Here is a 22,856-nt window from a genome sequence, read left to right as displayed (position 1 = left end):
ATTATTACACTACTCTGTTTTTGATTCAAATAACATATTGTTAATTATGAGACCGTACCAAATAGCTGCAACAGAAAGAATTTTATGGAAGATAAAAAGCTCATAGTTGTAGATAGAAAAGATTTAGACTATCAAACAATGAAGGAATACCAGCGTTTTTCTCCAGACAGTGTCAATGGATCTGAAAACACTGCTGGACTTAAAAGAAACGTTGAGAAAGATGACAATAAAATTATTGTGACTACTATTCAGAAGTTAAATAATTTAATAAAAAGTGAAGCAAATTTACCAATCTATGATAAACAAGTTGTTTTTATTTTTGATGAAGCTCACCGTTCACAATTTGGTGAAGCTCAAAAAAATATTGCTAAAAAATTTAAAAAATACTACCAGTTTGGGTTTACAGGTACACCAATATTTCCAGAAAATGCTTTAGGCTCTGAAACAACTGCAAGTGTATTTGGTCAAGAGCTACATTCATATGTTATTACTGATGCGATTAGAGATGAGAAAGTTCTCAAGTTTAAAGTGGATTATAATGATGTTCGTCCTAAGTTTAAATCTATTGAGATGGAACAGGATGAAGAGAAGCTAACTTCAGCGGAAGCAAAAAAAGCCTTTTTACATCCTGAAAGAATCAGAGAGATATCAACGTATATTCTCAACAATTTTAAAATAAAAACTCATCGTGCATATAACACTGGAAAAGGATTTAATGCAATGTTTACTGTGAGTAGTGTTGATGCAGCAAAACTTTATTATGAGACATTAGCAAACTTACAAAAGAATAGTGAGAAACCTTTAAAAATTGCAACTATCTTTTCTTTTGCAGCTAATGAAGAACAGAATTCCATAGGAGATATTGTTGACGAAACTTTTGAACCATCAGCAATGAATCAGAGTGCAAAGGAATTTTTAACTTTAGCTATCAATGATTATAATACAATGTTTAAAACAAACTTTGGAATTGATAGTAAAGAGTTTCAAAACTATTATCGTGATCTTGCTAATAGGGTAAGAAAACAGGAGATTGACCTATTAATTGTAGTTGGAATGTTTTTAACAGGGTTTGATGCTCCAACGTTAAATACGCTGTTTGTTGATAAAAATTTACGTTATCATGGGCTTATACAGGCATTTTCAAGAACAAATCGTATCTATGATTCTACAAAAACTTTTGGAAATATTGTCACTTTTAGAGATTTAGAAACAGCGACAATAGATGCTATAACACTGTTTGGCGATAAAAATACAAAAAATGTAGTTCTTGAGAAAAGTTATAGAGAGTACTTGGAAGGATTTGTTGATATTAGTACGGGTGGGGCACGTCGTGGTTATATAGAAGTAGTTAGAGAATTAAGCACTCGTTTTCCTAATGTTGATGACATTATTACTGAAAAGGATAAAAAGGATTTTGCTAGACTCTTTGGAGAATACTTAAGAATTGAGAATATATTACAAAATTATGATGAGTTTACGAGATTAAAAGCTTTGCAATCTCTTGATGTGAATGATTCAAAATTAGTTGAGGAGTTCAAAGCTATGTATTATGTTAGTGATGAAGATATAGCGAGTATGAAGGAAATTGAAATGCTTGAAGAGAGAGTGATTCAAGATTATCGTTCCACATACAATGATATTCGTGAGTGGCTTCGTCGTGGAAAGAGGCAGGAAGTTGAAGAGAATTCCACAATCGATTGGGATGATGTTGTGTTTGAAGTAGATCTTTTAAAATCACAGGAGATAAACTTGGATTATATTCTTGAGTTAATTTTTGAAAAATATAAAAATGTAAATAGTAAAGAAATACTGATTGAAGATATACGACGTTTAATTAGATCGAGTGCTGGAAGTCGTGCAAAAGAGAGTCTCATAGTTGATTTTATAAATCAGACAGATTTGGATAGATTTGATGACAAAGCAAATATAATAGATGCTTTTTTCTCGTTCGCTCAAATAGAACAGGAAAAAGAAGCTGAAGAGTTGATTAGAAAGGAAAAACTTAATGTAGATGCAGCTAAAAGATATATACTGACATCACTGAAGAGGGAACAAGCTAGTGATAATGGAACTGATTTAAATGAGATTATCCCTAAAATGAGTCCTCTCAATCCTAACTATTTAACTAAAAAGCAGAGTGTTTTTCAAAAAATATCCGCTTTTGTAGAGAAGTTTAAAGGTATTGGAGGCTCGATATAAGGTTGCTGTCCTAGTAAAGGATTTTTTTATGGCATCTTGATAAAAATATTTTTGAGACTGTAGTAAATAACGGCTAAAGTTTCTCGAGTAAATAAGCTAATTTTATTTTTAAGGGGTGTTTTAGCATAGATAGGATTGAGCTTATAATTCAATAGATTTGCAAAAAACTTAATCCTATACATATGAAAATCATTGCTTATAACACCGATATTTTTTATATTGGGTGGAATAAGGTTGTAAGAAAAAATAAGATTTTCTAAAGTTTTTGTAGATTTATTTTCTTCAATAATATTATTTTGGGGGATGGAGTGTGAAATAAGATAATTTTTCATAGCTTTACTTTCACTGATGATTTCATCCTTCCCTTTTCCACCAGAAACAATAAAAATAACATTAGGGTATTTTTTATAGTAATCAATTGCTTTATCTAATCGATATTTTAAAACATCTTTTGGTTTATTCCCCTGTAATCCGGCTCCTAAAATAATAACATAATCATTTTTCATTTCTATATTTTTTGAATTATATATATCCATAAGAATAGTTCCCAGAGCAATTACAAAAAGAGTGAGTCCAATTGCCACACAAATTTCAACAATTGTTTTAAAACTTTTAAAATACATTTGAATTCCTCCTAACATTTTTACATCACAAGTGGACATTTTTTTTATATACAATAGTAGTGGTCAAATTTAGTATTTATTCGTAAAGTCAATTCACTTTAGGACTATCACTAAATTATTCAAAAATTTGTAAAAAAGCTATTAAAATAGGGATTGTAACCAAGCTAAAAACAGTTGATAAAAAAGAACAACTTGATGTAGTTAATGGCTCTTTATTATATTTTAAAGAGTAAGCTATGACAACAGACGCTGTTGGAGTTGCCATCATAATAGTTATAACTCCTAAGCTAATACTGGATAATTGAAGGACACCAAGGAGATTGGCTCCAAAAATAATAAGTAGTATTAAAAGAGGAATCAAAATAGTTTTGACAACAGAGAATTGCCAAGCTATAGAATTTTTTAATGACTCTTTAATAGGTAACTCAGATAATTTTAATCCAGCCGCCAACCATGCTAGTGGTGAACATAAACCGGCTAAAAAAGATAAGGGTTTATATATCCAAAATGCTGTTTTATCAATTCTTAAAATAGAAAAATTTTGTCCACTTATGTTTACTTGAGGAAGATATGCTTGGAACATCCATATAAAAAGCCCAGTGAAAGTTGCTAGAATAACTGGATTTAAAAACATAGATTTGAGATTTTTCTTATCCATTTTTATGCTAGACATCTTAATAAAGCCATAAGAATAAAGTAAAATTCTGTAGGGAATAGAGAAAATTGAGGAGTATATAACCCCTAAATCTCCATATAAGGCTTGGGCTATTGGAATCCCAAAAACAGTAACTCCTCCAAAAACAGACATTATTTTTAATGTCATTTGCTTGTTCATATTCAAGTTTTTATAAAAAATATTGCCAATAGCTATTAAAAATAGATGGATTAAAAAACTCCAAATTAAAATATTTATTCCATTAATAAAAGTTTCTCTATTAAAATCTTTCATGAAAGCGTTAAAAGATAGAGCTGGAATAGATATTGACAATATAAGTTCTCCTAAAGGTATTGAGAAAGAACTTTTTAATTTGTCAGTTTTTCCCAAATAAAAACCCAGAATCATAATAGAAATAGATGAGGACATAACTCCAATAATATTTTTATCAGATAGCACAGTAACAATAGAATTTGTTGTATTCATAATTACACTCCTAGAAAAGTTATTCAATGATAAGATTTTCAACTTTCATATTGAGAAAGTTTATTAAATCATTTGGATTAATTTTAATTTGTAGACCTCTTTGTCCTCCACTTATAAATATGAAATCTTTTTGTAAACAACTGTTATGTATCAATGTCAGATGTTTCTTTTTTATTCCAATGGGTGAGCATCCACCTCTTATATAACCTGTTTTTTCTTTTAGTTTACTAAGTTCAAGCATATCGACTTTTTTAGAATTGACAAATGAAGCAACTTTTTTTAAATCCACTTCATCACTTCCGGGGATACATACAATAAAAAGTTCATCTCTATCATTTGTAAGAGCTAATGTTTTAAAGACTTTAGTTATATCTGCTCCAGTTTTTGATGCAACACTAATAGCTCCCAGATAGTTTTCATCAACATCATAGGCAATGATATCATATTTTATTTTAGCTTTATCAAGCTCCCTCATTGCATTAGTTTTTTTTATAGCCATAGTACTCTCCTTACAAATTATAGCCGTATATGCTGTATAAGAAATAAAAAAGATATCTTTAGATTAAAAAAAATGATTATATACAACATAAGCGGTTAATTTTAATAATTAAAAAAATGTCCAGTGATGCTGTAAAAATATTTTTAAAAAACTTCTTATCACTGAATTTTTATATTTTTAATTATATCATAGATATAACAAAATATACAAAAGTTGCTTTTTGTTATAAAACGATTTATAATATAGTATCAACATTTAAGGAGTGATGTACAAATGAAAAAAGGAATACTTTTGCTGTTGCTTCTATCCTCTTCATTGAGTTATGCAAGTTGGTGGGGAGAATTGAATGGAGGAACAAGAGCAGCTATCGTGACAGGATCTGCCTTAATTCTAGGATCGCAATACAACCAAAGTGAATATAAACATGAGCAGGATTTAAGAAGGCTAGATACTCAAATACGTAGAGGGTATGAAAGGCAAGCTGTAATAGAGAATGCCAATAGAAAATATGGAAACATGGGAGTCCCTCAAAATTTTTATGGAAATCCAAGACCAAGTTATCAAGAGTATAATCAAGTGAGAAGACCAGTTGCTAGAGTTATATACTCAGACCAAAGAAGTCAGATATTGGAAATGGCAGATGGGACAAGAGTGATATTGAATCAGTGATGAAAAAGAAAAAGGAGAGTTAGAAAACTCTCCTTTTCTATTTTAGAAAAATGTATCAAGTTAAGAAAACATATTGATAAATACTGTTATGATGGAAGCGTTAACAAAATCTATAAAAAGAGATCCAACTAACGGAAGAGCAAAGAATGCTGTGGGAGAAGGACCGTTTGCGGCTGTGAAGGATTCCATATTTGCCATTGCATTGGGTGTAGCTCCCATTCCAAATCCACAATGACCAACAACCATTACTGCAGCATCATAATCTTTACCCATAACTCTAAATGTAATGAAATAAGCATATAAAGCCATGACTACTTTTTGAACTAAAAGAATAGCAACTAATGGAACAGCTAATGCAGCCAGTTCCCAAAGTCTCATAGACATCAGTGCCATAGCCAAGAATAGTTGCAGTGCGATATTCCCAACAACATTTATGGCATTCAATGGAATTTCTATTTTAGTTTCATCAGCGATATTTCTGATAATAGCAGCAACAATCATGGGTCCAATATATATAGGAAGTACAATCCCCAAATTTTTAGCCAAAGGTGTTATAAATCCACCGATTCCCATAGCTAAAACAATATAAACAATAGCTCTAAATAAAAGATCCTCATTTAAAAGTATTTTTGTGTCGGAAGGATTTTCATTTCCATCAAGAAACATCTCAATCTCTCTAGGCGAATCCAGATTATGTTTAGCCATGAGTCTTTTTCCAACAGGTCCACCGATAAGGCATCCGGCAACAAGTCCAAAAGTAGCTGAAGCAATTGCAACCGACATAGCACCAGTGGCACCAGCAGCCTCAAGAACAGGTCCAAAAGCTCCCGAAGTTCCATGTCCACCAGTAAGAGGGACAGAACCAGCAGCAATTCCAATTAGAGGATTCAAATTGAAGACTTTAGCCAATGAAACACCGACAACATTTTGAATAACAACGAGTATAACTGCGACAAGTAAGAAGGTAAAAACTTGAAGTCCACCTTTCTTTAGCATTTTTAAACTTGCTAAAAACCCTATTGTAGTAAAAAAAGCCACCATTAAAAGATTTTTTAATGAACCATCAAAATCAAAAACAAAAAGCTGCATATTATAGCCGATTAGTGAGATAATAGAAAATATAACTCCTCCAATAACAGGAGCGGGTATAAAGAATTTTTCAAAAAAATATACTTTTCCTTTAATCCACCTTCCAATCAATAATAAACAAACTGCTATTGCCAAAGTTTCTGCCATATTAAATGTGTGTGTGAACATAAAAAATCCTCCTAGTAATGATTTTTTTACTTACTTTTATATTTATAATTGTACATATAGCATTTAAAATATACAAATATAAAAAAATATACAGCATATTTATGCTGTATATCACTTATTTATTGTATGTATAAACGATTCATTTTATATATACAACTCTAATAACTCTTCAAAACTAGAGTGTTTTCATTAATTATATCCCCTGTATTTTTTAATGGAATCTCCTTGGAAAAAATAGGTCCATCATATACAAATGTGTGGTATTCTCCATTTTCTCCACAGACATCAGAACCGGTTGCTTTAATCTCTTCTAAAAGTTTGTGACTTAAAGTCTTTCCTAAGAAATCTACATTCATATTTTTTAAATTTACTTTTTTTATAATAGCTTTGTATCCTAAGTCTATAAATTCTTTGACTAAAGTTTCTCTATTCTCTTGCCATAGAGGAAAAATAGCTTCAAGACCAGTATTTTTACATCTAATTTCTCCCCATTCCCTATGGTGTGCAATATCGATATCACCAAAAATACACGCTTCAGCTCCTAAATTTTTCATATTTTTTAAAGCTATTTCAAATGTATTTTCATAATTTTCACCACTACATTCCACTAATAGCAAGGGAATATTGATAGCTAGTGAAACCTGTTTTAAAAGATCAGATGATATATCGTGAAACCAAGAATCTCCTTTATTTTTATTGATTGTTGTCATAAGAGCAATTGGTTCATAACCCAATGAAACTGCTTTATGTAAAGATAACACACTATCTTTTCCCCCACTAAAAGAAATGACAACCTTTTTTCCCATAGTAATCCTCCCAAAATATTTTATCTATATATTCAGTATTATAAAAAAATATATTGATAAAAACAAGATAAAATTATTGTGAAAGCAGAATATCTCGGTATTTGCTGGCATATCTTTTGAAATATGTTTTTCCAAAAGAACAGATTGGGACAATTTTTAAATTATTCAGTTCAGCAAAAACAATAAGTTTTTCAACTAGAGTAGTAGCTAAATTTTTATGACGGTATTCCTCTTCGACCCATGTTGAGTTTAATTTAAGTGTTTTTTTATGGGGATCAAGAGAGTATAGTAACTCTGCAATCTCTAACCCTTGTTCATTAATTATATAAAATTTTGAATTTTTTTCATCATGTATTATTTTCATAAAAACCTCCTTAAAATTAATATAACTTGTTTTTACTAAAAAAATATCACTATCTTTTAAAAAAAATAAAAAAACTGTGAAACACAGTAGAAAATTTAAAAGAAAAAAGGAAGAATTGATATATTAGCGTAGATAGGGAATAGAAACCTGTAAAAACTAGAGTTGAGGAGGTAAAAAATGGCAGATAAAAAATCATTTTCGGAGGTAGAATTCAAATATTGGGGAGATTATAGAACGAGAATGTCTAAAGCACAAGGAGCTGAGGAAGTAAAAAAAATATTTTCAATGATAGTGGCAGATATGGTAAAAGATATAGATCTCAATTTAGACCCGGTTTATGGAGAGTTCAATGGTGATTTTGAAGTGGAGATGAATGGAGATATAAAATATAGAGTGGCACCGAAAATAAAAGATGACCCGATATATATCGATTTAATTCAAAATTCAGATTTACCTGCGATATTGGATAAGTACGCAGAATTTGCTGTGAATAAAATAATACATCTATCTAAGAGAGAACCAATAGAAAATGGTAAAAAGATAATTCATCAATAAAACAAGCCCTCTCATATGAAGAGGGCTCTTTTTAATTAGAAAGCTTTTCTTAGACCAAGTTTATAAAACATTCTATCTCTATCAGGTGAAGCTTTACCGTTGTATGCTATATTTTTTGCTGTTTGCCAGTAAACTTCTCCTACCAGTGTAAGTGTAGGGTCAAATTTATAGCTGAATGTTGTACCTACTCTTGTCTCATCTTTGTCTCTCGTTTTACCATGATTACTTCCACTTATAGAAGCAGACTCTTTTCCTTTTTCTTTATGATATATATCGTATCTAATAAACGGATTGATAGCCAATTTACTGGTAACTCCCCAGTTGTATCCTCCTCTTAATTGCCAACGCATATACTCAGATGAATGTTCTAGATATTTGTATTCATTATAAAGTGATGCCCATATAGAATCTTTATTAGGAAGTGCTTGTTTAATTCCAATCAGTTGAACTTCTTGGTACCAGTCACCATAGTAGTAGTTAGTATCTAAGTTACCTTTTTTGTAACCAGAATCTTTTCTAGATTCTTGTTTTGTTTCAGTAAATAGAGGTCCTGTAAATCCACTTAAGTAAAGGCTGGTAGTATTAGTTAGTTTGTAGTTCATATCTGGGAAAAATCTTAGACTAAGATTTCTTTTTGTTTGGTGATTTAAAGAGTTATCGTTGATAGACCATTGTTCGTACCTGAAACCAACTTTAGGTGTAAAAGCAAAATCTCCATTTTTATAGCTGTAACCGCTTGCAAACATCTCGAACCTATCTCTTTGAGTTTTGAATCTATTGTTACTACCTTCAGCTCTTTCTTTTCCATATTGATCTTGATATATATATTTAAGATCAATTTTTAAATTTGATTCCTTAGATGGATTGATAGTCGCACTAACATATGGCATAAATACATCAGATGTATTATATCTGCTTTCGTATTGCTCGTTTTCAAAACCAAATTCAACCGTGTGTGCAAAGGCACTCACAGATAAAATACTTGCCAATAATAAAATAATTTTTTTAGACACTTTGTCTCCCCCTTTGTTTGAATAAAAATGATTAGATATTTTTATTGTTTTTATATGAATTTTTTGTAAAATAAATACACTCTTTTGCGGTTTCAACACTGGAGTTTTCTAATAAAAGATCAACTTTTAAATTATATTTTTCAATACATTTCATCAAAGTATCCATGTCGAAAATTCCTTGACCAATAGGAACAACTTTAAAAATATTATTTTCTATTTTAAAATCTTTTATGTGAATTATTGCGATTTTATCAGCAAAAAGTTCAAAAGACTTTTCTATTATTTCTTTTTGATTTTGGAAATTAGTAACATCTAAGAAATTAACAGGATCAAATATAACTTTTAAATTTTTAGAAGATACGGTTGTTAGAGCTAGGTTTAGTTTTTCAGGAGTTGATATAATATGTTTTTTAACTCCTTCAATGGCTACTAAGGTCTGAGTTTTTTCAGCATAGCTGACCAATTTTTTTAAAGTATCTAAAAAAATATTGAAGGCTTCGTCAGTATCATTTAATGGTGTGTATGTATAATCGGTACTTAAACAACCAGTTTCAGTTCCTACAATACATCCAGAAAAATTTTTAGAAAAATCTAAGTGATACTTAAATTTTTCAATCTCTTTGTTTCTCATATGGGTGTCAGGATTTCCCATATTTATATAACAACCTAAAACTGAAAGATTTATATTTTCGTTCTCTAAATTTCTTTTGAAATATTGAGAGAGTTCATTATTTAAGTTTTCTTTTGAAATATTGAATTCATTAAAAGATTTTCCAAGAGCTAGTTGAATACATTGACCGTCTAAAGATTTAATTAGTTTCAATAATTCTGGAAAATCTATTAAAGCATATTTACCCATATCATGGGCTCTAAGTCCTATTTTAATCATGGATGATTCTCCTAAGTTGTTTTTTTATAGATTACATTTTTATCGTATACAGACTCCCCTTCCATATGTTCTCCGTGGATATATCCGCCATTACTTATATGTTTAGGTATAGAGCTGGATTTACCTTTTAGAGCTGCATCTAAAGTAACTAAAGCAAAAGCTTCTGGGGAATCAATTCTTGAATTTAAATAATTTGAACTTTCTACAAAATAACCATTTTTAAATTTAGTACTAACAATATTGTCACCGATAACTTTTGCCATTTTTAAATAATCATCATTTTTGGTGATGTCATATAAATCAGTCATCAGAAGTAAGGCATATGGTGAAGAGTTTTTAGTCTTAAAGTCCAGTTTAATATTTTTTCCGTCACTTGTTCCTATATCACCAAGAGAAAACGTTTTGTTTGTCATTACTCTGGCAAGATTCCATAGTTCTCCATCTTTAGAAACTTCATAAGACCTAATTAGAGCAATAGCATACTCTTCAGTAGTCGGCTTTGTTTTAGTTAATTTACTTCCTTTTTTTCCATAGTACCCATCTCTAACTAGGGTATAGTTAGTCAAATCAGTTCCGTCATTCCAAATTGGTTTAATTTCACCAGTTTCATAGTCAAAAGCCACTTTGTAGAAATTTTTTAGATTGTTTGTTGACCAGTTCAAAAGGTCTTTATCTCCAGTTTTTTTATAAATTTCAGTCAGTACTAAAGCGTTATCCACCACAATAGCCTTTGCATTTCCCTTGAATAAGGCATTTCCTTCCTTTGCAATATCTCCAAATTCAGGACCGAACTGTCTGTAAGCTCTGTCACCATATTTAGAGTTAGTATCTGAATCAGATTTAGGTGGCCAGTCACTTTTTTTTGGTGAAGAAAACTGATAAACTGGTGCACCAGTTTTAGGGTTTTTAGCAAGTTCATACTGTCTTAAAAGTGTTTTTGCCCAGTTGACCATATCAGAATTGCTCTCGAAGCTGTTTAAAATAAAAGCTGAATAAAATAGGTCAGAACCTGCATTTATAAATGTCAATCCTTTTGTTTCTGGAAGTATAGGTAGATTTTCAGTAACTACGATATCAATAGGAGTGTTATTTTTAAATATATTCATATCTAATTTTTTATTATAATTTCCATGTCTACTCATGTCTAAAGTTTTCCAATCTTCAATGTGACCATTCCAAAAAGCAGTTACATAATTTTTAGTATTTGTTGGATTTACTTCATATAAAAATTCATAATATGGAAAATGGTTTTTCAATTCATGAACTTGATTTTTATCTTGGGGTCCCTCTAATTTTAGGGTATCTAAATTTACGAATCTATGACCTCCCCAATAATAAAGCCCATTTTTATCGGTAAAGTTATCTAAAAAGTATTTTGTTGTACTAATTGCAGTATTTTTATATTGAGGATCCCCTGTAACTTCAGATAAAATAACTAAGGTTCTTAAAAAATTTTGCTGGTTAGCAAAATTGGAGATTTTAGCATTTTTTCCATCGGGATAGATCCACTCAACAGGTTCTTCGGTTAAAATATTTATACCATCAGCTAAAAGTGGAGTTGGGTTAATTTTGCTTTGACCCTTTGTAACTATATTTTTATAGAATGTTTTAACAGTCTCGAGTCTTGCTTTATCAGCTTCAGTATAATCAACTTTTCCTAGAGCCAAAGTTGTTAGCCCTAAGAAAAGTGAAAGTTTGAAAGTTTTATTCATGAATTCCTCCTAGTTATTCTCTTTTAAAAATTCATTTGTGACATTGATTATTTGATTGGAAGCGTCTTCAGGTGATAATTGCTTATATCCTAGTTTGTCCACGATATCTTTTAAGGCTACATGTAGCTGTTTATGTTCAAATAGAGGGTGAATACCTTTACCTGCAAAGTTGATAACCTTATTATTGGCATCTAAGATAAATGGATCTAAAAGATTAGCATCTTTTAAAGTAGCAACTGCAGAGTTATTGGCAGGAATTCCTCTAGATACTCCAAGAATTTTTACAGCCTCAGGATCAGAAATTAGAAAATTTAGTAATTCAGCAGTTTCTTTTGGATATTTTGTGTTTTTATTAATTGCTAAAGCCATAGAAACTTTTGAAAAACCAGATTTATGAGGTCCAAAATCTGTTGGATATTCACCGACAACAAGTTCTTGCCCATCTTCCAAAGAGTCTCTCCACTTTAAAGAAGCACTATCCCATTCATAAGTACCACCAAACTTTCCAACAATCCAAGAAGGATGTTGATCCAGTTGGATATTTCCAGCTGCAGCCCTATCTTCTAGAGATGGTATAGTTTTCGTATTGACTAAATTCAAATAGAAATTAGCCGCATTTTCTAACTCTTGTTGAGTATAGGCAACTTTATTGTCAACAATAAATGGTTTTCCAGTTTCTTGTTCCAGTTTGTAAAGCATAAGAAGAAGAGCACCGTAGTAATCGGATTCGAATCCAAAGTGATCAGCTCCAAGTTTTTCCTTCATTATTTGAGTTGAAGTGACAATGTCCTGAAAACTTTTAGGAAGAGGTAATCCAGCTTTATCATATGTTGTTTTATTGTATAGGAAAACTCTTCCAGCTACACCATAGGGAATAGCATTCAATTTATCATTGACAGCACATTGTTCTAAAATATTTTTATCGTATTGATTCAAGTCGATATGGTCAGAAAGATCGTTTAAATTGTAAAAACCATCTCCATTTTTAGAAAATATATCTATCCAGTTCCAGTTAATTTGCATAAGATCAGGAGCTATGTTTCCAGCCATTTGAGTGGTGATTTTTTCTTGCCATCCCTGCCATCCACCGTACTCTGACTTGATTTTTATATTGGGATGCTTCTCTTCAAAAAGTTTTAAAGCTTCTATAGTTTTTTTATGTCGATCATCTCCGCCCCACCATGAAACCCTTAAAGTTATATCTTGATTGGCTGGAGTTGAAGAAGATGTATTTTTTTTATCTTTGTTACATGATGTCAAAATAGATAGTGCAGTTAATGATAGAAAAAAACTTTTTTATAACTCATAGATATTCTCCTAATAATATATTTTTATTGATTTTGTGATAGAAATTCGTTAGTGATAGATATAATTGATTTAGCAGTTTGCTCAGCATTTGCTTGACCATATCCTAAAGTTTCAATAGCACCTCTTAAATCAGTGTTTAATTTTTTATGTTCAAAAAGTGGGTGAATACCTTTACCTGCAAAGTTTTTAACAGCAGTATTAGCTTCGAAAGATAAACCAGTAAGTTGCCCATTGCTCTCCAATACTTCAACAGCAGCAGCATTTAAAGGAATTCCTCTAGAAGTTCCAAGGATTTTTACAGCTTCAGGATCTGTTGTTAAAAATTCTATTAATGTGGCAGCTTCTTTAGGGTGCTTAGTATTTTTCTTAATTGCATAAGCCATAGATACTTTATTGAAAGCAGATTTATTTTCTCCAAACTCTATTGGAAAATCAGCTAAAACCAGTTTTTGATTTCCTTCAAGAGCATCTTGCCATTTTTGAGCCGAACTATCCCATTCGTAAGTTCCAGCATATTTACCTTGAATCCAACTAGGGTGTTGATCTAAAGGTATAAATCCGGCTGCAGCTCTAGCTTTAAGAGATGGCAAAGCGTTTTGCTCAACTAAATTATTATAAAAATTGATTGCTTCAACAAATTCAGCTTCTGTATAAGCAACTTTGTTATCAACAATAAATGGTTTCCCAGTCTCTTGTTCCAATTTATAAAGCATAAGAAGAAGGGCACCATAAGCATCAGTATCAAAAGCGTAGTAATCATTTCCTAGTTTTTCTCTAATAACTTTAGCAGACGCAAGCATCTCATCAAAATTTTTAGGAATTGGAAGTCCAGCTTTAGCATAAGTCGTTTCATTTATATAGAATACTTTCCCAGTTATTCCAATAGGGAGTGCATTTAATTTTCCGTTGACAGAACATTGTTCAAGTATCTCAGAGTCATAGTTATTAAGGTTAATAGTGTCTGAAAGTTTATTTAGATCATAGAATCCATTTCCATCTTTTGAAAAAAGATCGATCCAATTCCAGTTAATCTGCATAACATCTGGTGCTGTATTTCCAATTATTTGAGTAGTAACTTTTTCTTGCCATCCACTCCATCCACCGTATTCTCCTTTGACCTTAATATTTGGATGTTTCTCTTCAAAAAGTTTTAAAGCTTCTAAAGTCTTTTTGTGTCTATCGTCTCCACCCCACCAAGACATTTTTAAGTTCACAACTTTAGAACTGGCTAAAGAGATTGTTGGATGTACCATCCCTACAACAACTGAACTCAATAAAAGCAATTTTTTGAAATTCATAAAATATACCTCCCGTGTATAAAAAATTTTCTCATTGAAACTTGTTTATTAGTATGTTAACATTCTAGGATACAAGTTGAAATGTATTTATACTAAAATGTACCTTAAAAAAATAAAAAAGTCAAACTTTTATTATATTTTTTTAAATTAAAAAGTTCTAAAATAGTATGAAATAAACGGAGGATTATCATAATGAGAGAAAAAATTAGAGGAGTGGGATTAGAGAAAAGAGATTTGAAAAATTTAATTTTGTTAGCTAGTCCAATAATATTATCAAATTTTTTACAAAATTTATACAATTTGGCAGATTCCTACTATATGGGTAAAGTGGGGGGAGTAGAATTGGCGACTTCATCATTCACAAGTCCAATCACCCAGATGATAGTTGGTGTAGGTGGGGGTTTTGCGGTAGGTGGAGGAGTTATTATAAGCCAGTTGGTAGGAAAAGGTAATAGAGAGGAGGTCATACAGACAAATAGTCAATTATTGAGTATAAATATAGCAGTTTCTTTATGTATAACAATCCTATCTTTTATTTTTTGTGAAAAAATATTGGAATTTTCAGGAGCGAGTGGAGAGTTATTAGAAAAGAGTAGTCTCTATATAAAATTTATATTTTTGACAATTCCAATGACTTTTATAATTTCAGCATATGTAACTATAAAAAATTCAAAAGGAAAAAGTATGAATCCTTTATATTTAATAGCAATTTCAACAGTTTTAAATATATTTTTAAACTCTTTATTCATAAATAAATTTAAACTGGGGTTATATGGAATTGGAGCGGCGACATTGATAGCAAATATAGTTTTAGGTGGTTATTGTATATATGAACTCTATCTAAAAAAAGAGATAAGAGTTGAATTTTTAAAAATAAAAAAAGAGGTTTTCTATAGAATATTGAAACTAGGAATTCCCTCCTCTCTTACAACGGTCACCAACTCTTTAAGTTTTATAATAATAAATGTTTTTGTCGTTAAATATGGAACGGAAGTTTTGGCGGCCTATGGAGTGGGGAATAGAATTAATAATATAATTTATGTATTGATAAATGGAATAGGAACAGCAGTTGCCATTTTGGTAGGACAAAATGTTGGAGCTGGAAATATAAAAAAAGCAAAGGATATGTTAAGAACTGGAGTTATTTGCGGATTGTTTGTCGGAATGGTATCAATGGTCAGTTTGTTTTTGATTTTAAATCCAGTTGTAGATATGTTTACTTCAGATATTCAAATAAAAAGTCATTCAATAAATTATCTAAAAATTATGTTGGTAAGTGTTATTCCATGGGCTATATTTCAACCTTTAGCAGCGGTATTTCAAGGTACTGGTCATACAAAATTTGGAATGTATTGTCATTTTGGAAGAGTTTGGATATTTAGAGTTCCCTTTATATTTATATTTGAGAATGTGTTGCTTTTATATGAGTTTTCAATATGGTATTCTATGTTATTTAGCAATCTTTTTGCTCTAGTATTCTCATTTGTTCTGTATAAAAAAGTAGACTGGGAAAGAAAAATATAAAAACCTACTCATAAATAACAGTAGGTTTTTATTTATATCTTAAGATTTTAAGAAGTAATCAGGATACTTTTCAATCAGATATCCCATTTTATTTTTAAAATTTGAAAGATGTTTGTCGATAATTTCATCCACTTTATCGGTATTTCCTTCCCTGATTATATTGATAATATTTCTATGTTGATCAAGGGTTGGAACTAGATTCGTTTTTTCAATGGCATCCAAAAATCTAACACGATCGTAGTGAGTACTCAACGACTGAACTGCTTCCCAAACCCTTTCCTTTCCCACTTCTTTGTAGATAATTCTATGAAAATCATTATCTAAAAAAAATAATTCTGTGTGATCCTCTTCAATTTGAGCAATGATATTTTGAAATTTCAAATTTTTTTCAAGCTATTAAAGAGCTTGATCTGAGAAACTTATTGTAGCTAGTTTTAAAACTTCTCGTTCAACAGTTCTTCTCATAAAAAAAGCTTCTTCAACTAATTTTAAATCAATTAATGATACGAACGATCCCTTTTGAGGGTAGACATCCATAAGTCTTTCTTCAGATAGTTTAACAACTGATTCTCTAATTGGTGTTCGGCTAACCCCTAGAGTTTCACCGATATCAGATTCACTGATGCCAGTTCCAGGTTTAATGTTGAGGATCATTATATTTGTTTTTAAAACTCTATATATAAAATTTTTTGCATTCTCACCAAATTGACGATTGATTTTTGATAAGTTCAAGGTATACCTCCAATAATTCTTTAATATTCTGTATTTATTATATCAGAAATATTAAAATGTGCAAAATTTTAATATAAAAATTCTGATAAAACCGATTTCAAGTTTACATTATAAAAACAAAAAATTCGATATAAAAACAATAAAAACTATTTTAAAATAAAAAAACTTGACTTTTTTCAAAATGTTTACTAGGATACTAGTGTAAAATAATTATGGGAGGTAACAAAATTGGATTCTATAAATATTAGATCTAAGAAGTATATAAGTGACTATTTGAATAGTTATAAGTCATATAAAGGAAAATGGTGTTATGAAGATGGATGCTTATTGCAAGGAGCAATGTTATTGTATAAAACGACAAAAAAAGATGAGTACTTAAACTTTATATACAACTATCTCAAAGAGTTTATAGATGAAAATGGGGCTATAAAGGGTTACGAAAAAGATGAGTTTAATATAGATAACATAAATGCAGGTAAAGTTTTGTTTGATGTGTATAGTTTTACAAAGGATGAAAGATATAGAAAAGCAATTGAAAAATTATATAACCAAATTTTAGAACATCCAAGGGTTCCACAAGGAAATTTTTGGCACAAAAAAAGATATGAAAATCAAGTTTGGTTAGATGGAATGTATATGGTAGAGCCTTTTTATATAAGATATGAAACAGAATTTAATGGAAAGAGAAACTATGGAGATATTTTTAAACATTTTATTAATGTCAGAGAAAATATGTTTGATGAAAAAGCAAAACTTCATTACCACGGATGGGATACTGCTAAAAAATGTAGCTGGATAGTACCAGAAACAGGACTTTCTAAAAACTTTTGGCTGAGGGCTATAGGATGGCATTTAATGGCGACAGTGGACACTTTAGAATATATGTCTGAAGAGATTTTTAATGAATACAGAGGACTTCAAATTCTATTTAAAGAAGCGATAAGAGGAATAGATGGATACAGAGATTTAGACAAAAATATGTGGTATCAGGTTGTGGATAAGCAAGGTGAAGAGGGGAATTATTTAGAAACTTCAGGGTCTTTGATGGTAGCTTATGCTATGATGAAAGGTTCAAGACTGGGATATATAGGTGAAAAATACTCGGGGATTGGAAAAAAAGTATTTGAAGGAGTTTGTGAAGAGTATCTAAAGGAAGAAGAAAATAAAAATTTAACTTTAAATGGGATTTGTTTAGTTGCAGGATTAGGTGGATTTGGTGGTCAAGAAAGAGATGGAAGTTATGAATACTACTTATCAGAACCAGTAGTTTCTGATGATGTAAAAGGTAGTGGAATATTTTTAATGGCATATAGCGAATATTTGTATTTAGAAAAAGGATGTGATGAGTAGTGAAAAGTAAGCAAATTAATGGATATTTATTTATAGCTCCTTGGATAATTGGATTTTTGATTTTTACAGCATACCCATTTGTTTCGTCACTTTGGTTAAGTTTTACAAATTATAATCTGTTAAGTGCACCAAAATTTGTAGGTTTTTCAAACTATATAAAGCTATTTAGCGACCCATTATTTTTAAAAACTTTATCCAATACTTTAAAATATGTATTTATAACAGTACCAATAAAATTAGCTTTTGCACTGTTTATAGCCAATATTTTAAATTATAAATTAAAAGGAATAAACTTTTTTAGAACAGCTTACTACATACCATCTATATTAGGTGGAAGTGTTGCAATTGCTGTTTTGTGGAGATTTTTATTTTCGGATCAAGGTTTGATAAATATAATAATCGGATATTTAGGAATGGATCCTATATCGTGGTTAGGAGATCCAAAATATGCACTATTTACAGTAAGTCTTTTAAGAGCTTGGCAGTTTGGATCAGCAATGGTGATATTTTTAGCGGCTTTGAAAAATATACCGGAGGAGTTATATGAATCAGCAAGAATAGAGGGAGCTTCAAAAACAATGATGTTTTTAAATATAACGATTCCAATGATATCACCAGTTATATTTTTTAATTTTATTATGCAACTTATTCAAGCTTTCCAAGAATTTAATGGTCCATATATCATAACAGGGGGAGGTCCACTTAACTCAACGAAATTATTACCATTATTGATATATGACAATGCGTTTAATTATTATCAAATGGGGTATGCTTCAGCAATATCATGGATGCTATTTTTAATAATAATGGTATTTACAGTATTTTCATTTAGAAGTCAAAAATATTGGGTGCACTACTCTGATAGTGGGGAGGAATAAAAATGGAAAATGTAAAAAATATAGGGATAGCGATAGATGGAATTTCGAGTGATATAAGAAAAGAAAATCTGCTAAGAGCTAAAAAAAGAAGTATAATATCAGGAATAAAGGTTGGACTGAGATATCTAACTCTTGCTACAGTAGGAATAGCTATGTTATATCCTTTGGTTTGGTTATTAGGAGCTTCTTTTAAAACGAATGCGGATATTTTTACAAATATAGGATTTATACCAAAAGATTTTAAGTTTGATTTTAGTGGGTATATAAATGGATGGAAAACTTCAACAGAATACACATTTACAACATACTTTATAAATACATTTAAGATTGTTATACCAAAAGTTGCTTTAACAATTGTGTCAGCAGTTTTAACAGCTTATGGTTTTGCAAGATTTAAGTTCCCAGGTAAAAAGATAATGTTTGGAATCTTGATATCGACTCTTTTGTTACCAAATGTGGTTTTAAGAATTCCTCAATTCTTAATGTATAAAAATTTTGGATGGTTAGATACATATTTGCCACTATTTGTTCCAGCAGCCTTTGCCACAGATACTTTCTTTGTTTTTATGTTGATTCAATTTATAAGAGGACTTCCTAAAGAAATTGAAGAAGCTGCCTGTGTGGATGGATGTAACTCTTTACAAACACTTGTATATATAATGGTTCCAATGTTAAAACCAGCTATAATATCGATTGCATTATTTCAATTCATGTGGACAATGAATGATTTTATGGGACCTTTAATCTACTTATCGAGTGTTGAAAAATATCCGGTAGCATTGGCACTGAAAATGTCTATGGATGTGAGTAGTAATGTCAATTGGAATCAAATTTTAGCAATGTCAATAATAGGACTAACACCTTCGTTAATTGTATTTTTCTGTGCTCAAAGGCACTTTGTAGATGGAATTTCAGCTGGAGGGGTAAAAGGATAAGAGAGGTAAAATATGGAGATAAATATAGTACTGATAAATTCAAGAAGTTTTACTTTTGAAATAAATAATGAGGATAAATTTTATTTAAAAAAAAGATTGGGAGTTAAGGTAGGACAACAGAGTTTTGAGATAGAGAAAACAGTCAATAGTGTCTATGGGTTAGAACCAGAAACGAGTTATGTTTTAGAAATTTATGATGGAAATCTATTGTTGCAAAAAGTAGAGCTTATGACAGAGAGTGAAAGTTTTTCATTGAATGTTAGGAGATTTGGAGTGAAAGGAGATGGAGTATCAAATGATACTCTTCCTTTACAAACGGCTATTATGTCTTGTCCTAAAAATGGGAGAGTGTATATTCCTGAAGGAAAGTATCTGCTGACATCTCTGTTTTTAAAAAGCGATATAACTATTGAATTAGATGTTGGAGCCGAAATTTTAGGAGACACTAATCGTGATAATTTTGGAATACTTCCGGGATTGATTGAAAACGAAAAAGATGAGGAGTATTATTTAGGAACTTGGGAAGGGAACCCGTTGGATAGCTATTCATCAATTATTACAGGAATAAATGTAGAGAATGTAAAGATAGTTGGAGAGGGGATGATAAATGGTCAGGCCTCTGAAGAAAACTGGTGGAAGAATGCAAAAGTTAAGCGAGGAGCATGGAGACCACGAACAATATTTTTAAATAATTGTAAGAATATAACTTTAGAGGGGATAACAATAAAAAATTCTCCATCATGGACAGTTCATCCATTTTTTTCTAAAGATTTAAAGTTTATAAATTTAAAAATTCAAAATCCAGCAGACTCTCCAAATACTGATGGAATAGATCCGGAATCATGTAAAGATGTGGAGTATATAGGAATAGATTTTTCAGTTGGAGATGATTGTATAGCAATAAAATCTGGAAAGTTATATTTGGGGGAAAGATTAAAAACACCATCTGAAAATTTTCAAATAAGGAATTGTCTGATGAAATATGGACATGGAGCAGTAGTTATAGGGAGCGAAATGTCTGGGGGAGTAAAGAATATAAATATAGAAAAGTGTATTTTTTATAAAACGGACAAGGGAATTAGAGTAAAAACAAGAAGAGGTAGGGGAGAGCAGGGAGTTATTGATGGAATTACTGTAAAAGACGTATATATGGATGAAGTTAAAGTTCCATTTGTTTTTAATTCCTTTTATTTTTGTGATCCAGATGGAAAAACAGAGTATGTTTATACAAAGGAAAAACTTCCAGTGGATAAGGGGACACCTCATATAAAAAATTTGGATTTTGAAAATATCATATGTGAAAATACAGAGATTTGTGCTGGGTTTTTATATGGTTTGCCGGAAAAACCTATTGAGAATATAAGATTTAAAAATATAGAGATAAATTTTACAAAGGAAGATGTAGAAGGGGATTATCCAGCTATGATGTCTTATATTGAAAAAGAGAGTAAAAGTGGTTTTTTTATAGCAAATGCAGAAAACGTAACTTTTGAAAATGTTATTTTGTCTGGAAACATTGGAGAAAAAATACGAATTCAAGGAAAAAAAGAGTGAAAAATTCTTCAAAGGAGTAGGGTAAATTGAAAAAATATATACAAATAAATAAAAAAGATAATGTTGCAGTCGCTCTTTTGCCTATAAATAAGGGAGACATTGTAGAAATTGAAAATTTAAAGATTGAATTAAAAGAAGATATAAAAAAAGGACATAAATTTACTCTGAAACCATTGAAAAAAAATAAAGACATAATAAAATATGGGATGCCAATAGGTCATATTTTGGAAGATATAGAAGCGGGACAATGGATACATACGCACAATTTAAAAACAAACTTAAATGATTTGAATACATATTCGTATGTGGATTCAGAAGGTTTGGATTTGAATGGGACTAAAAGAAGAAAAGTAAATGTATATTTAAGAAAAAATAATAAAATAGGCATTAGAAATGAGCTGTGGATTATTCCAACTGTAGGGTGTGTAAATGGGGTTGGAGAGAATATAATAGAGGAGTTTAAGAGAAGATTTGACACATCTATGTTAGATGGATTAAATGTATTTAAGCATAACTATGGTTGTTCACAACTGGGGGAAGATCATATAACAACCAGAACAACACTTCAGAATATAGTGACGCATCCTAATGCAGGGGGAGTTTTAGTTTTAGGTCTGGGTTGTGAAAATAATCAAGTGAAAGAGTTTAAAGAAACTTTGGGTGAATTCGATGAAGAGAGAGTAAGATTTTTAATAGCACAAGATTCAGAGGACGAAATTGAAGAGGGGGTAGAACTTCTGAAGGAGTTGTATGACAAGGTTATTTCTGAATCAAGAGTGGAAAGAGAGTTCGGAGATTTAGTTGTGGGACTTGAATGTGGAGGTTCAGATGGATTTTCTGGAATAACCGCAAATCCATTGGTAGGTGAATTTTCTGATTATATAGTAGAACACAATGGAACGACAATTTTAACAGAGGTTCCAGAGATGTTTGGAGCAGAAACGTTACTTATGAAGAGATGTATAAATGAGGATATATTCAATAAAACAGTAGGTATGGTCAACGATTTTAAAAAATATTTTATATCGTATAATCAGTCTATTTATGAAAATCCATCTCCGGGAAATAAAGAGGGGGGATATCAACATTGGAAGATAAATCGTTGGGATGTACTCAAAAATCAGGAGTTTCTAAAGTTAAAGATGTGTTGAGATATGGCGAGGTAGTTAAATCGAAGGGATTAGTACTTCTTGAAGCGCCGGGGAATGATTTGGTTGCTACAACAGCCTTGGGAACTGCTGGAGCACATATAGTTCTTTTTACAACAGGCAGAGGAACTCCATATGGTGGATTTGTTCCAACAATAAAGATATCTACAAATAGCGAATTAGCTAGGAAAAAACCAAAATGGATCGATTTTGATGCAGGAAAATTGTTGAATAGTAATGTTACAATGAAAGATATGTTAAATGATTTTGTAGACTATATAATAGAAGTGGTTGAAGGTAGAAAAACGAATAATGAGATTACTAACTTCAAAGAGATAGCTATTTTTAAAAATGGTGTGACACTATAAAGAAAAATTATTTAAGAGTTGGAATATATATAAA

General features: G+C 30.7%; 21 protein-coding genes and 1 pseudogene. 9 read left to right on the top strand and 13 right to left on the bottom strand.

Annotated elements, in window-relative coordinates; all coding sequences use genetic code 11:
• Positions 1 to 84: 84 nt before the first annotated feature.
• Complete coding sequence (locus ACWI69_RS01470; RefSeq protein ID WP_448820091.1) at positions 85 to 2,199, top strand: type I restriction endonuclease subunit R, EcoR124 family; 2,115 nt, start codon at positions 85 to 87, stop codon at positions 2,197 to 2,199.
• Between the two features lie 26 nt (positions 2,200 to 2,225).
• On the opposite strand, the gene ACWI69_RS01465 is transcribed toward ACWI69_RS01470, so the two are convergent.
• The 3 genes from ACWI69_RS01465 to ybaK form a co-directional block, all read right to left on the bottom strand.
• Positions 2,226 to 2,822, bottom strand: coding sequence for a YdcF family protein (locus ACWI69_RS01465; protein ID WP_448820090.1), 597 nt, complete (start codon positions 2,820 to 2,822; stop codon positions 2,226 to 2,228).
• Between the two features lie 115 nt (positions 2,823 to 2,937).
• Complete coding sequence (locus ACWI69_RS01460; RefSeq protein WP_448820089.1) at positions 2,938 to 3,963, bottom strand: AEC family transporter; 1,026 nt, start codon at positions 3,961 to 3,963, stop codon at positions 2,938 to 2,940.
• A gap of 19 nt (positions 3,964 to 3,982) precedes the next feature.
• Positions 3,983 to 4,456: a Cys-tRNA(Pro) deacylase gene (gene ybaK, locus ACWI69_RS01455; protein WP_448820100.1), complete on the bottom strand. Its 474-nt coding sequence runs from the start codon at positions 4,454 to 4,456 to the stop codon at positions 3,983 to 3,985.
• 279 nt (positions 4,457 to 4,735) lie between these two features.
• Between ybaK and ACWI69_RS01450 the strand changes: the two genes are divergently transcribed.
• Entirely contained in the window at positions 4,736 to 5,131 is a 396-nt protein-coding gene (locus ACWI69_RS01450; protein ID WP_448820088.1) for a hypothetical protein, read from the top strand.
• A gap of 60 nt (positions 5,132 to 5,191) precedes the next feature.
• Here ACWI69_RS01450 and gltS read toward each other — a convergent pair whose 3' ends face one another.
• From gltS to ACWI69_RS01435, 3 genes are all read right to left on the bottom strand, one after another.
• On the bottom strand, positions 5,192 to 6,388 hold the full coding sequence (gene gltS, locus ACWI69_RS01445) for a sodium/glutamate symporter (RefSeq protein WP_448820087.1): 1,197 nt from the start codon (positions 6,386 to 6,388) through the stop codon (positions 5,192 to 5,194).
• Between the two features lie 158 nt (positions 6,389 to 6,546).
• A complete protein-coding gene (locus ACWI69_RS01440) occupies positions 6,547 to 7,194 on the bottom strand; it encodes a Dph6-related ATP pyrophosphatase (protein ID WP_448820086.1) in 648 nt (215 codons plus the stop codon).
• A gap of 73 nt (positions 7,195 to 7,267) precedes the next feature.
• Positions 7,268 to 7,558, bottom strand: a complete 291-nt coding sequence (locus ACWI69_RS01435) for a GNAT family N-acetyltransferase (RefSeq protein ID WP_448820085.1) — start codon at positions 7,556 to 7,558, stop codon at positions 7,268 to 7,270.
• A gap of 177 nt (positions 7,559 to 7,735) precedes the next feature.
• On the opposite strand from ACWI69_RS01435, the gene ACWI69_RS01430 reads away from it, so the two are divergent.
• Positions 7,736 to 8,113, top strand: coding sequence for a hypothetical protein (locus tag ACWI69_RS01430; RefSeq protein WP_448820084.1), 378 nt, complete (start codon positions 7,736 to 7,738; stop codon positions 8,111 to 8,113).
• A gap of 35 nt (positions 8,114 to 8,148) precedes the next feature.
• Here the strand turns inward: ACWI69_RS01430 and ACWI69_RS01425 are convergent, their stop codons facing one another.
• The 5 genes from ACWI69_RS01425 to ACWI69_RS01405 all read right to left on the bottom strand — a co-directional run bounded on the left by ACWI69_RS01425 (position 8,149) and on the right by ACWI69_RS01405 (position 14,333).
• Positions 8,149 to 9,126 (bottom strand): hypothetical protein, encoded by a 978-nt coding sequence (locus ACWI69_RS01425; protein ID WP_448820083.1) that lies wholly within the window; start codon positions 9,124 to 9,126, stop codon positions 8,149 to 8,151.
• A gap of 31 nt (positions 9,127 to 9,157) precedes the next feature.
• Positions 9,158 to 10,015 carry a sugar phosphate isomerase/epimerase family protein gene (locus ACWI69_RS01420; protein ID WP_448820082.1) on the bottom strand — a complete coding sequence of 286 codons (858 nt, stop codon included), beginning with the start codon at positions 10,013 to 10,015 and terminating at the stop codon, positions 9,158 to 9,160.
• An 11-nt stretch (positions 10,016 to 10,026) separates the two neighbouring features.
• Positions 10,027 to 11,727, bottom strand: coding sequence for a hypothetical protein (locus tag ACWI69_RS01415; RefSeq protein ID WP_448820081.1), 1,701 nt, complete (start codon positions 11,725 to 11,727; stop codon positions 10,027 to 10,029).
• Between the two features lie 9 nt (positions 11,728 to 11,736).
• Entirely contained in the window at positions 11,737 to 12,987 is a 1,251-nt protein-coding gene (locus ACWI69_RS01410) for an ABC transporter substrate-binding protein (protein ID WP_448820080.1), read from the bottom strand.
• A gap of 71 nt (positions 12,988 to 13,058) precedes the next feature.
• Positions 13,059 to 14,333 (bottom strand): ABC transporter substrate-binding protein, encoded by a 1,275-nt coding sequence (locus ACWI69_RS01405; protein WP_448820079.1) that lies wholly within the window; start codon positions 14,331 to 14,333, stop codon positions 13,059 to 13,061.
• Between the two features lie 192 nt (positions 14,334 to 14,525).
• Here ACWI69_RS01405 and ACWI69_RS01400 point away from each other — a divergent pair, with 192 nt between their 5' ends.
• Positions 14,526 to 15,857, top strand: coding sequence for an MATE family efflux transporter (locus ACWI69_RS01400; RefSeq protein WP_448820078.1), 1,332 nt, complete (start codon positions 14,526 to 14,528; stop codon positions 15,855 to 15,857).
• Positions 15,858 to 15,896: 39 nt separating this feature from the next.
• On the opposite strand, the gene ACWI69_RS01395 is transcribed toward ACWI69_RS01400, so the two are convergent.
• Positions 15,897 to 16,238 (bottom strand): FCD domain-containing protein, encoded by a 342-nt coding sequence (locus ACWI69_RS01395; protein ID WP_448820077.1) that lies wholly within the window; start codon positions 16,236 to 16,238, stop codon positions 15,897 to 15,899.
• Between the two features lie 15 nt (positions 16,239 to 16,253).
• Positions 16,254 to 16,589, bottom strand: coding sequence for a GntR family transcriptional regulator (locus tag ACWI69_RS01390; protein WP_448820076.1), 336 nt, complete (start codon positions 16,587 to 16,589; stop codon positions 16,254 to 16,256).
• Positions 16,590 to 16,817: 228 nt separating this feature from the next.
• Between ACWI69_RS01390 and ACWI69_RS01385 the strand changes: the two genes are divergently transcribed.
• The 5 genes and pseudogenes from ACWI69_RS01385 (at position 16,818) to ACWI69_RS01365 (ending at position 22,822) form a co-directional block, all read left to right on the top strand.
• Positions 16,818 to 17,939, top strand: a complete 1,122-nt coding sequence (locus tag ACWI69_RS01385) for a glycoside hydrolase family 88/105 protein (RefSeq protein ID WP_448820075.1) — start codon at positions 16,818 to 16,820, stop codon at positions 17,937 to 17,939.
• Positions 17,939 to 18,817, top strand: coding sequence for a carbohydrate ABC transporter permease (locus ACWI69_RS01380; protein ID WP_448820074.1), 879 nt, complete (start codon positions 17,939 to 17,941; stop codon positions 18,815 to 18,817). The genes ACWI69_RS01385 and ACWI69_RS01380 overlap by 1 nt, the downstream gene beginning before the upstream one ends.
• A 2-nt stretch (positions 18,818 to 18,819) precedes the next feature.
• A complete protein-coding gene (locus tag ACWI69_RS01375; protein WP_448820073.1) occupies positions 18,820 to 19,752 on the top strand; it encodes a carbohydrate ABC transporter permease in 933 nt (310 codons plus the stop codon).
• Positions 19,753 to 19,764: 12 nt separating this feature from the next.
• Positions 19,765 to 21,306, top strand: a complete 1,542-nt coding sequence (locus tag ACWI69_RS01370) for a glycoside hydrolase family 28 protein (protein WP_448820072.1) — start codon at positions 19,765 to 19,767, stop codon at positions 21,304 to 21,306.
• A 26-nt stretch (positions 21,307 to 21,332) separates the two neighbouring features.
• Positions 21,333 to 22,822: pseudogene (locus ACWI69_RS01365) on the top strand (UxaA family hydrolase).
• Positions 22,823 to 22,856: the final 34 nt, after the last annotated feature.

The sequence above is a fragment of the Cetobacterium sp. genome, from assembly GCF_977044495.1.
This window is presented reverse-complemented; position numbering and strand designations above follow the sequence as displayed.

Bases quoted from the DNA above. Each gene is read 5' to 3' on its own strand.
- ACWI69_RS01420 (WP_448820082.1), bottom strand. From the start codon at position 10,015: ATGATTAAAATAGGACTTAGAGCCCATGATATGGGTAAATATGCTTTA.
- ACWI69_RS01460 (WP_448820089.1), bottom strand. From the start codon at position 3,963: ATGAATACAACAAATTCTATTGTTACTGTGCTATCTGATAAAAATATT.
- gltS (WP_448820087.1), bottom strand. From the start codon at position 6,388: ATGTTCACACACACATTTAATATGGCAGAAACTTTGGCAATAGCAGTT.
- ACWI69_RS01405 (WP_448820079.1), bottom strand. From the start codon at position 14,333: ATGAATTTCAAAAAATTGCTTTTATTGAGTTCAGTTGTTGTAGGGATG.
- ACWI69_RS01430 (WP_448820084.1), top strand. From the start codon at position 7,736: ATGGCAGATAAAAAATCATTTTCGGAGGTAGAATTCAAATATTGGGGA.
- ACWI69_RS01450 (WP_448820088.1), top strand. From the start codon at position 4,736: ATGAAAAAAGGAATACTTTTGCTGTTGCTTCTATCCTCTTCATTGAGT.
- ACWI69_RS01400 (WP_448820078.1), top strand. From the start codon at position 14,526: ATGAGAGAAAAAATTAGAGGAGTGGGATTAGAGAAAAGAGATTTGAAA.
- ACWI69_RS01375 (WP_448820073.1), top strand. From the start codon at position 18,820: ATGGAAAATGTAAAAAATATAGGGATAGCGATAGATGGAATTTCGAGT.
- ACWI69_RS01465 (WP_448820090.1), bottom strand. From the start codon at position 2,822: ATGTATTTTAAAAGTTTTAAAACAATTGTTGAAATTTGTGTGGCAATT.
- ACWI69_RS01370 (WP_448820072.1), top strand. From the start codon at position 19,765: ATGGAGATAAATATAGTACTGATAAATTCAAGAAGTTTTACTTTTGAA.
- ACWI69_RS01415 (WP_448820081.1), bottom strand. From the start codon at position 11,727: ATGAATAAAACTTTCAAACTTTCACTTTTCTTAGGGCTAACAACTTTG.
- ACWI69_RS01470 (WP_448820091.1), top strand. From the start codon at position 85: ATGGAAGATAAAAAGCTCATAGTTGTAGATAGAAAAGATTTAGACTAT.
- ACWI69_RS01435 (WP_448820085.1), bottom strand. From the start codon at position 7,558: ATGAAAATAATACATGATGAAAAAAATTCAAAATTTTATATAATTAAT.
- ACWI69_RS01440 (WP_448820086.1), bottom strand. From the start codon at position 7,194: ATGGGAAAAAAGGTTGTCATTTCTTTTAGTGGGGGAAAAGATAGTGTG.